This window comes from Corallococcus sp. CA054B, from assembly GCF_003611625.1.
Taxonomy (GTDB): domain Bacteria; phylum Myxococcota; class Myxococcia; order Myxococcales; family Myxococcaceae; genus Corallococcus; species Corallococcus coralloides.
This window is the reverse complement of the sequence record NZ_RAVY01000123.1, coordinates 20,777-30,217: the sequence shown is the minus strand read 5'-3', so window position 1 is coordinate 30,217 and position 9,441 is coordinate 20,777. Positions and strand designations below refer to the sequence as shown.

Sequence of the window (9,441 nt, the reverse complement as noted above, 5' to 3'; positions counted from 1 at the left end):
ATGCTGCACCACGCGAAACTCAAGCGCTGGTTGCAGCCAGGGGGGCACGCGGAAGCAGGAGACGGAGGCGACATGGAGGCCACCGCGCTGCGCGAGGCCCGTGAGGAGACCGGCTGCCGCGTGCACCTGCATCCCACCGCGCCGCGCCCGCTGGACGTGGACGTGCACGTCATCCCCGCCCGCAAGGACGAGCCGGAGCACTGTCACCTGGATGTCCGCTACCTGGTGGTGGCGGAAGACCCGGAGGCACTTGCGCATGATCCGGCGGAGTCCTTCGGCATCCAGTGGCTGGATTGGGACGCAGCGCTGGCGCGCGCGGATGAAGCACCGCTGCGCCGCATGCTGCTCAAGGCGCGCTCGCTTGCCTGCCCATGACGTCAATGACTCTTCGTTCGTGAGTGTCTATTGGAAGAATGACCAAGCACCGGATTCCTGATTCACGCGCGTGGAGTTCGCGGAGTTTGGGACACAAGACGGCTTGAGATTGGCTTCATTTTTCGAGGGGGGCTGGATGAAACACAGACATCCCGGCAACTTGAAGGCACGCTGGGTGGAGGGGGGCGGCCATGACGGCTTGTCGTCCACTCGGGAGCAGGAGCACGCTTCATGTCGTATCCGGACGCCGTGTCGCATGGCACCGCCTTGGAAGAAGTCCCTGTTTCATCCTTGAGAAATGAGATTGCTTCCCGGCGCTATCAGCCCGCCGCCTTGAAGCTCACGCCTCATCCGCTCTGGATGGAGACGATGTTGAGCTCGCTCAAGCCCGCGTGGGACGCGGCGTGCATGCCCGCGCTGTTCCGGGAGACCGCGGAGGGACGGCATCCGCCCCTGGGCGCCTGGCAGCGGTTCCTGGTGCGCTGCTTCCCCATCGTCGAGAACTTCCCCAAGTACATGGGGCTGTCGCTGGCGAAGACGACCTACGGCGTGCGTGCGGGCGACGCAAGCACCCGCCGCTGGCTCTTGCAGAACCTGGGCGTGGAGGCCCGTCACGCCGAGTGGTGGATTGACTGGATGCAGGCGGTGGGCGTGGACGCCCCCGGGGCCTTCGAGGCACCGTGGGCGCCCGAGGTCCAGGCGCTCCACCAGCACCTGCTGGCCACCTGTCTTGCCGGGTCGCTGGCGGAGGGCGTCGCCGCGTCCAACTGGGCCATCGAGGGCGTGACAGGCGTCTGGACGCGCGCCGTGCTGGAGCCCTTCACCGCATATGCCCGGGACGGCGTGCGCATGGACGCAACCGCGCTGCGCTGGCTCAAGGCGCACGCCCGCTATGACGACGCACACCCGGACGAGGCGCTGGAGATCATCAAGCTCTCCACGGACGTGACGACGGGAGAGCCGGTGCGCGTGGAGAGCGCGGCGCGCCGGTCCCTGATGCTGCTGGCGCGCGTGTTCGAGTCCTGCCACGAGGCATGACCGTCCGCGGGCTGAAACAGCCGTTTCAGCGGTGGTGATGACGCAGTCGTGATGCATGCCGGCCCGACCCCCGTCGGACCGGGGGGGGCGTACTCACATGAATGAAACAGAAGACATCCGGCAGCTGGCCTGGCGTGGGATGTGGTTGTTTCTGCGGTGGGTCCTGCCCCCTTCCATCGTCTGCGCCTACCTCATCGCGATGGCGATGGGGCTGTCGAGCCAGGAGGGATTGCTCGTCACGGCCACGGTCCTGCCCTTCATCGTGCTGGTGTTCGGGCTGCTGCATCCCTACGTGACGCTGCGGTGGCTGGCGGGCCAGGCCTTGCGGCGCCGCCCCGGGGATGGACCGGGGGACCGGCTGCGGCGCGTGCTGGAGCTGCCCTGGCGCTCCATGGTCTTCACCACCTGCGCGGCGTGGACGCTGGGCGGCTTCTTCTTCAGCCTCCCGGTGTGCCTGTGGTTCGGCAAGGACTGGTTCCGGCTGGGGCTGGGGACGCTCATCGCGTTCTGCTTCGGCGTGGTGGTGGCGTTCCCCATCGCGCTGGGGCTGGAGCGGCTGGTGTTGCCGTGGGCGCTGCGGGAGCAGGACGCGCATCCGGAGGTGGCGCCAGCGGGCTCGGGCCTCTTCTGGCCGCGGCAGTCGTGGTTCCTGCCGTTCACGTTCCTGTCCACCATCTTCGCCACGGTGGTGCTGAGCGCGTGCGTGGTGGGGGTGAAGCTCCTGAACGTGCGCAACCTGCTGAAGGAGGCGCTGCTGGCGGATGGCGCGACGCAGGCCGCGGCCCGGTTGGATGACGTGGGCAGCTCGCTGTTCGCGGACCTGGGCTTCGCGCTGCCCTGGGTGGGCGCGCTGGTGTTCGTCCTGCCAGCCTTCACCACGTGGATGCTGGCGAGGCGGCAGGCGGCGAGCGCGAGCGCGGTGCACGGGGCCATCTCCGGCCTGGCGTCCGGGCGGATCCGCTCGCCGCGCTGGGTGTCCACGGACGAGATGGGCGACCTGGCGTCGGGAATGATTGGGGTGCTGTCCCGGCTGCGGAGGTTTCCCCGGCTCCTCCAGACCTCCGCGCAGCGGCTGGGGCAGGCGGGAACGGAGCTGCGCTTGTCGAACGAAGAACAGCAGCAGGGCCTCACCCGCCAGGCAGCGGCGCTGCACGAGGCGCGGGTGACGTCGGAGGAGCTGCGGCGGGCGTCGCGCATCGCGTCTGACTCCGCGGAGGAGGTCCTGCGCGTGGCCCGCAGCGCGGAGGCGCTGGGACAGCAGGGGGAGGCCGCGGTGGTCTCGAGCCTGGAAGGGCTGGCGGTCATCCGGAACGCCGTGGCCGGCGTCCAGCAGCGGCTGTCACGTTTGGAGGAGAGCACGGTCCAGATTGGAGAGATCACCGGCGCGGTGAAGGACCTGGCGGACCAGTCCCACCTGCTCGCCGTCAACGCGGCCATCGAGGCGGCGCGCTCGGGCGAGGCGGGGCGGGGCTTCGCGGTGGTGGCGAAGGAGATGCGAGGGCTGTCGGACCAGTCCGTCCAGGCCACCCGGCGAATCCATAAAATCCTCGTGGAGATCAGCCAGGGCATCCGCGACGCGGCGTCCATGAGTGAGCAGGGCGGCCGTCAGGTGGCCGCGGGGTTGGACCAGATGCGCGCCTCCGGCGAGTCCCTGCGCGCGCTGTCGCACAGCTCGCAGGAAAGCTCCGAGGCGGCGCGGAAGATCGCCAACGCGGTGACGCGACAGAACGCCGCCTTCGCGCAGATCGCCACCGCCATCGCGGACCTGTCGCAGCTGATGGACGGCACCCTGCACCGGCTGTCCTCCACGCAGGAGGCCACGCGGACGCTGCAGGTCGTCTCCGGAGAGGTGGGGCAGATGGCGCTGCAGTTCGACGTCCAGGAAGCGGAGTCCGTCAGCGTGCCGGTGCCGCCCCAGCTTCGGGAACAGGGCAGGGCAGCGACAGGGTGAAGACGGTCTCGCCCGGCGTGGAGCGCAGGGAGAGCTCTCCGCCGTGGGCCCGGACGATCTTGCGCGCGAGCGGCAGGCCCAGCCCGGTGCCCTGCTCGCGGGTGGTGAAGAAGGGCTCGAAGATGCGCTCGCGCTCGGCTTCGGGCACGCCCGGGCCCGAGTCCTGGACGTCGATGGCATAGCGCCCGTCGCGCACCTCGCCGCGGATCCGCACGTGGCTCCCGGCGGGCGCGGCCTGCACGGCGTTCTTCACCAGGTTCACGAGCGCGGCCGTCAGCAGGCTGCCATCCGCCTCCAGGTGCGCGGGCGCGGCGGCCACGTCCAGGGCCACGCCCTTGGTGTGCGCCTCCGCGGAGAGCAGCTCGCACGCATTGGAGACCAGGTCGGGCGCTTCCATGGGCGCGCGCGCCAGCGGCTGTTCGCGGGCGAAGGCGAGGAAGTCCTCGACGATGCGCTGGAGGTAGGCGACCTCGCGCTGGATGCGGTCCACGTGGCTGTTCGCGTCCGCGTGGGCGCCCGCGCGCAGGTCCTCCTGCAAGAGGCCGGAGAAGAGCGCGATGCCGCCCAGCGGGTTGCGCACCTCGTGGGCCACGCCCGCGAGCATGAGCTTGAGCTGCCGATCCCTGCTCTCCAGCGCGCCGCGCATGACCTCCAATTCGCGCGCGAGCACGCCGATTTCGCGGGTGGGCTCCGGCGGCACGGGCGTGGCCAGGTCCCCCCGGCCGATCCGCAGCGCGGAGTCCATCAGCCGCCGCAGCGGGCGGGCCAGACCCCGGGCGGTGATGAGGGCGATGATGGCGAGCGCGACAAGCGCCACGGCGCTGGCCATGACGAAGGTGCGCCACAGCCGCCGCAGCGGTCCGAAGAAGGCCGCGCTGCCCTCCACGCCGATGGCGCCCACCACCTGTCCGTCCTGGACCACGGGGGCGTAGCCCGTCTTGTAGAGCAGTCCGTCGGAGCCGGTGAAGAGCACCTGGCTTGCGGCGCGCTGGCCGGCGAGCACGCGCGTCAACTCCAGCCGGTCGCGCGCGAGGTCCGGCAGCTCGGTGCCCACGGGCAGGTTGCCGCCCGCGTCCGCGCGCATGCGCCCCCGCGCGTCCACGGCGTAGACCCGGCGCACGCCGCTCGCGGTGCGCACGCCGTCCAAGAGGCGCACGAGGGCGCGCCAGGTGCGGGTGCCGGACACGTCGTCGCCGGGCTCGATGGTGAGCATGCGCTCGCCGCTGACCTGGCTGGCGGTGGCGGCGGCGAGCGCGGACAGGCTCGCGCCCAGCTCGTCCTCCAGGCTCGCGCGGGCCAGCGCGTACACGGAAGCGCCCGCGAGCGACAGGAAGAGCAGGGTGGGCAGGAGGAACGCCAACAGCAGCCGCGCGGACAGCGAGCCCAGCGCGTCCCGCAGACGGGAGGAATGGGGGCGATGCGTCATCCGGGAGGTGCTCCTGGCACCCCCGCATCAAACGGCATGCCCCCGCCCGTGGCCAGTCCTCGTTCCGCGTTCTGGAAGGCAGCGCGGAATCCCCCAGAGGAGGGATGGCGTGGGCCGGTGGGGATGTCTTGGATGGGACCCGCGTGGGGTCCCGTGCGTCAGGAAGTGGCTCACGAAACACGTCAGACACGACTGGTAGATGTGAGTGATTGAGGGGGCACGTCATGTTGACAGGATGGCTGGGACGACTCGGCGCGGGGCTGGTGCTGGTCCTGTCGCTCACGGCCTGCGGGACGCCGGGCTCCCGGACCCTGCCGGTGGGGATGCACGGCTACGGGCGCTATCACAGTGCATCCCCGGCTTCGTTCACGCGTGACCCCGCGTGGGGCGGCGCGGGTCCGAGCGGCACCGTCGGAGGAGAGGAATTGGGCCGCTACCTCGCGTTCATCCGCGAGAAGCGAGCCGCCTTGAAGCAGCCCGCCGTGATGGAGACGGAGCGTCAGGTGGGCCATGCCGCGCTCAATGACCTGATGCTCTGGGCGTCCGCGCGGACGGAGGAGGAGCTCGCGAGGGACGAGCCTCTGGAGGTGTACCTGCGGCTGAAGGCGAAGCACGCCCAGGCCCTGCTGGAGGACGGCAAGCGGTCCGCGCGAGCGGAGGCGAAGCTGGAGGAGTTCCACCGCTGGGCGGATGCGCGCCGTCAGGTCCTGGCGGACGCGCACTTCCGCCGGCTCGGGAGTGACGGGCTGCTCACCGAGAGCGCGCTCTACGAGGAGACGCAGCTGGCACTGGTGGATGCGGTGCTGGACTGGGCATCCACGCACATGGAGGACCCGGACTTCCCGCGCAAGAGCCCCAGTGAGGTGGCGCTCTACCTGCTGGCGCGCGACAGCTTGCTGGCGTCCGCGGTGGAGGCGGGCCGCTTCGCGCCGCCGGTCTGGGACCCGGCGCGTGAGCCTCCGGGCATTCCGCCGGAGGAGCTGGTGCTGGAGATCGCCCTGGGGCTGCTGCCCGTCACCGGCGAGGTGGGGGACGTGGGCGGCGTGGTGCTGGGGAAGAGCCTCCTGGGATACCCGCTGACGGACGGAGAGCGGCTGCTGTGCGCGGTGAGCGTGGCGCTGCCGGTGGTGTCGGGGCGCTTGCTGTCGGAAGGCGCGCAGGGGGCGGAGCGCGTCGCGCTGCTCACGGGCCGGAGCCTGCGCGAGGTGCAGGTGTTGCAGCGGGTGGTGCAGCACCTGTCGCCGCTGGAGGCACAGGAGCTTCGCCAGGTGCTGCGCGCGGCGGGACGCGGTGAGTCCGTGTCCGTGGAGGATGTGGAGAAGCTGCGGGCCCTGGCGAAGCGGCTGGAGGCGCCGCTCGCGGAGGCGGGGCGTGTGCTGGCCCGGGGCAAGCGCGTGGCGCTGGTGGGCTCACGCGCGACGACGGAGGGCGCGCGGCTGGTGCCGGGCAGCGCGGAGCACCTGGCGCAGGCGTGGGTGGACTACCAGTTCCGTCACCCGGAGAAGTACCGGAGCTTCAAGTACGCCGTGGATCCGGAGTGGGAGCGGCTCTACCAGACGGTCATCCAGAACAAGGGCGCGGGCAGTGCGTTCGAACAGTCCGTGCTCCAGAGCCGGAAGCTGACGAAGAACACGGACCTCCTGTTGCCGCCTCCGGGCAGCAAGGCCCAGGGCTTCGTCCCGGATGCCGTGACGGGGCACAAAGGGGACCTCGTCTGGGGCAGCCCCTACGACTTCGTCGAGGTGAAGGGCCGTAAGGAACTGGCGCTCACGGGCAATGTGGAAGCCTTGCTGGAGTATGTGAAGCGGTATGGTGGCTCCATCGAACTCTGGATCCGTTCAGCCAAGCATCCCGAGGGCGCGACACGACTCACAGAGCCATTGAGGAGGGAGTTGGGCATCCTTGGCGCTCAGGGCCGTGCGAAGGTCGCCCCCTTTCCATAGACACCCCTCATGGCCCTTCGATACCTGGACACGTATTTCGCGTTGCCTCCTGGAGTTCCTTCCACGAGCACCATTCGCGAACTGGTTCATCGGTTCTTCTCGAAAGGCCACTGGTTCCAGCCCGTGCGTTACGGGGGGGCGGGGATGGGGGAACCGATTGAGCCTGGTTCTTCCGTCGCGGATACCCTCGCGGCCTACTACGACGAACACGGAACCAGGAGCTTCTTCATCGGGGCCAAGACGGATCGGGACTTCATTCATCTCTCTCCCGAGCGCTTCGGGAAATACCCCTTCGCCGGAGCCTTCGGCTGGACGACATCCGTCGTCGAGGCCCGGAAGGTGGGCTGGCGCGAAGCCCACCTGCGTCAGGTCGTCGAAATCATGCACCTGCTGGGTTCACCCCTTGCCCAGTCCGGACTCAGTGACGACTTCGAGCGCAAGAACTGGCGCCTGGTGCCCAATGAGGACGGCTTCGGTTCCACGCGCGTCTTCAACGTGCGCGACTACAGCGAAGGACTCTGCGGCCTCTACTGGCGCAACGTCTTCGGCGCCCCCTTCGTGGACCTCTTCGGCCCGCGCCTGGACGCCATCCCCGCGGCCCAGCGCCAGTCACTCGACGGGGGCCTCGTCCTCGTCCAGCCCTATGCGCTGCCCACCCAGGCCATGACCCCGGAGGGCGACGCCGCGGAAGGCCAGCTCATCGCCACCCTGGGCCGCGACGCCTTCTTCGACCTGTCCACCCTCACCAAGCCCACGCGCGTGCCGGACGTGTCCTGGATGCTGCACAAGCACTGACTGACGCCCCAGACGTCAGTCGAACATCGCCGCCAGCGCTTCGCTCAGGGTCTCCACGCCCACCACCTGGAGCTTCGTCTTCTCCACGCGCCGCGCGCTGCCGGCCGGCAGCACCACCCGCTGGAAGCCCATCTTCGCGGCCTCCGCGAGCCTCGGCTCCACCTGGCCCACCGCGCGCACCTCGCCCGCGAGCCCCACCTCTCCCAGCACCAGCGTCTTCGCGTCCAGCGGCCGGTTCTGCAGGCTGCTCACCAGCGCCGCGCACACCGCCAGGTCGCACGCCGGTTCGCTCAACTGCATGCCGCCCGCCACGTTGACGAACAGGTCGCAGCCCACCAGCGGGATCTCCTCCTTCTTCTCCAGCACCGCCGCCAGCAGCGCCACGCGGTTGCCGTCCACGCCAATCGCCGTGCGCCGCGCCGTGCCGTAGCCCGTGGGCGCCACCAGCGCCTGCACCTCCACCAGGAGCGGCCGCGTGCCATTGAGCGTGCTCGTCACCACGCTGCCGGACTTGCCCTGCGGACGCTCGGAGAGGAACAGCGCGGACGGGTCCGCCACCTCCACCAGCCCCGCGCCCTTCATCTCGAAGACGCCAATCTCGTTGGTGCTGCCGAAGCGGTTCTTGTGCGCGCGCAGGAGCCGGAACGGGTGGCCGCGCTCGCCCTCGAAGTAGAGGACCGTGTCCACCATGTGCTCCAGCACCCGGGGACCCGCGATGGAGCCTTCCTTCGTCACGTGGCCCACCAGGAACGTGGGCACCCCGCTGCGCTTGGCGAACGCCATCAGCCGGCCCGCCACCTCGCGCACCTGGGTGATGCTGCCCGGCGCGTTGCCCAGCTCCGGCAGGTACATGGTCTGGATGGAGTCCACCACCAGCGCCTGCGGCTTCAGCGCCTCCGCCGCCTGGAGCACCCGGTCCGCGTCCGTCTCCGCGAACAGGTGGATGGCCTCACTCTCCACCCGCAGGCGCTCCGCGCGCATCTTCGTCTGCCGCAGGCTCTCTTCACCCGACACGTAGAGCACCGGCCCGTGCCGCGACAGCTTGTCCAGCGCCGCCAAGAGCAGCGTGGACTTGCCGATGCCCGGGTCGCCGCCCAGCAGCACCAGCGAACCGCCCACCACGCCGCCGCCCAGGACGCGGTCGAACTCCGTGATGCCCGTCCTGCGGCGCACCTCCGTCTCCGCCGTCACGTCCTGCAGCTTCACCGGCTTGGAGGCGCCCCCGGACGCGCCCCACGCCGGGCGCTTGTCGTCCACCTTCGCTTCGGTCTCCTCCAGGAGCGAGCTCCAGGCCCCGCAGTCCGGACACTTCCCGAGCCACTTCGCCGTCTGGTAGCCGCAGGCCTGACAGGTGTAGTGCGTCTTCGCCTTCGCCATGGGTTGGAGTGTCTACCCCAGACCCCTGACGTTTCGTCGTCCATGCGCATGCGCGCGCCATGCCAGTAGAGCAGGCAGGCAGGTTGTCGTGGATCAGGTAGCGAGTTGCCCTACAGGGAGGGGGCACACACTTTCTGGACCACGGGCGACGCGAAACAGCGCGCCCCCCACACAGGGAGAGTGCCATGGGGATTATCGCGTTTCTGGTGATTGGTCTGGTCGCGGGTCTGATCGCTCGTGCCATCATGCCTGGCAACCAGTCGATGGGGCTCATCGCCACCACGCTGCTGGGCATCGCCGGTTCGTTCGTGGGCGGCTTCGTCGGTTCGCTGTTCTCTCGTGACGGCCGGGTCTTCGACCTGCACCCCACGGGCCTGCTGTTCTCCGTCCTGGGCGCACTGGTCGTGCTGTTCCTCGTGGGGCTCGCCGGCCGCGGTCGTCGCGTCCACGTCTAGCCGCGCGAAGCTCTCCGACCGATGAGGCGGGAGACAGCCAGGGACGTCCGTCATGTACGGACGTCCCTTCTGTTTTGCGGG

At 69.9% G+C, this 9,441-nt stretch carries 8 protein-coding genes; 6 read left to right on the top strand and 2 right to left on the bottom strand.

Going from position 1 to position 9,441, the window contains the following annotated elements; all coding sequences use genetic code 11:
• The 3 genes from D7V80_RS26405 to D7V80_RS26395 form a co-directional block, all read left to right on the top strand.
• A partial coding sequence (locus D7V80_RS26405) for an NUDIX hydrolase (RefSeq protein WP_120590789.1) occupies positions 1 to 375 on the top strand: 375 nt, incomplete at its 5' end.
• Positions 376 to 606: 231 nt separating this feature from the next.
• The gene (locus D7V80_RS26400) at positions 607 to 1,413 is read left to right on the top strand and encodes a TenA family transcriptional regulator (RefSeq protein ID WP_199738860.1); all 807 of its coding nucleotides are present in this window, start codon (positions 607 to 609) and stop codon (positions 1,411 to 1,413) included.
• A 97-nt stretch (positions 1,414 to 1,510) separates the two neighbouring features.
• A complete protein-coding gene (locus D7V80_RS26395; protein ID WP_120590788.1) occupies positions 1,511 to 3,364 on the top strand; it encodes a methyl-accepting chemotaxis protein in 1,854 nt (617 codons plus the stop codon).
• Here the strand turns inward: D7V80_RS26395 and D7V80_RS26390 are convergent.
• Complete coding sequence (locus tag D7V80_RS26390; protein WP_120590787.1) at positions 3,309 to 4,790, bottom strand: HAMP domain-containing sensor histidine kinase; 1,482 nt, start codon at positions 4,788 to 4,790, stop codon at positions 3,309 to 3,311. The two genes, D7V80_RS26395 and D7V80_RS26390, sit on opposite strands and share 56 nt — an antisense overlap.
• 224 nt (positions 4,791 to 5,014) lie before the next feature.
• Between D7V80_RS26390 and D7V80_RS26385 the strand changes: the two genes are divergently transcribed.
• Together D7V80_RS26385 and D7V80_RS26380 are read left to right on the top strand one after the other, a co-directional pair.
• Positions 5,015 to 6,733 (top strand): hypothetical protein, encoded by a 1,719-nt coding sequence (locus D7V80_RS26385; RefSeq protein WP_120590786.1) that lies wholly within the window; start codon positions 5,015 to 5,017, stop codon positions 6,731 to 6,733.
• Between the two features lie 144 nt (positions 6,734 to 6,877).
• A complete protein-coding gene (locus D7V80_RS26380) occupies positions 6,878 to 7,528 on the top strand; it encodes a hypothetical protein (protein WP_120590785.1) in 651 nt (216 codons plus the stop codon).
• Positions 7,529 to 7,543: 15 nt separating this feature from the next.
• Here the strand turns inward: D7V80_RS26380 and radA are convergent, their stop codons facing one another.
• Complete coding sequence (gene radA / locus D7V80_RS26375) at positions 7,544 to 8,905, bottom strand: DNA repair protein RadA (RefSeq protein WP_014394014.1); 1,362 nt, start codon at positions 8,903 to 8,905, stop codon at positions 7,544 to 7,546.
• 185 nt (positions 8,906 to 9,090) lie between these two features.
• Between radA and D7V80_RS26370 the strand changes: the two genes are divergently transcribed.
• Entirely contained in the window at positions 9,091 to 9,360 is a 270-nt protein-coding gene (locus D7V80_RS26370; protein ID WP_120561896.1) for a GlsB/YeaQ/YmgE family stress response membrane protein, read from the top strand.
• Positions 9,361 to 9,441 lie beyond the last annotated feature (81 nt).

Excerpts from the sequence above, each read along its gene's own strand:
- radA (WP_014394014.1), bottom strand. The coding sequence starts at position 8,905 with ATGGCGAAGGCGAAGACGCACTACACCTGTCAGGCCTGCGGCTACCAG.
- D7V80_RS26400 (WP_199738860.1), top strand. The coding sequence starts at position 607 with ATGTCGTATCCGGACGCCGTGTCGCATGGCACCGCCTTGGAAGAAGTC.
- D7V80_RS26390 (WP_120590787.1), bottom strand. The coding sequence starts at position 4,790 with ATGACGCATCGCCCCCATTCCTCCCGTCTGCGGGACGCGCTGGGCTCG.
- D7V80_RS26380 (WP_120590785.1), top strand. The coding sequence starts at position 6,878 with ATGGGGGAACCGATTGAGCCTGGTTCTTCCGTCGCGGATACCCTCGCG.
- D7V80_RS26385 (WP_120590786.1), top strand. The coding sequence starts at position 5,015 with ATGTTGACAGGATGGCTGGGACGACTCGGCGCGGGGCTGGTGCTGGTC.
- D7V80_RS26370 (WP_120561896.1), top strand. The coding sequence starts at position 9,091 with ATGGGGATTATCGCGTTTCTGGTGATTGGTCTGGTCGCGGGTCTGATC.
- D7V80_RS26395 (WP_120590788.1), top strand. The coding sequence starts at position 1,511 with ATGAATGAAACAGAAGACATCCGGCAGCTGGCCTGGCGTGGGATGTGG.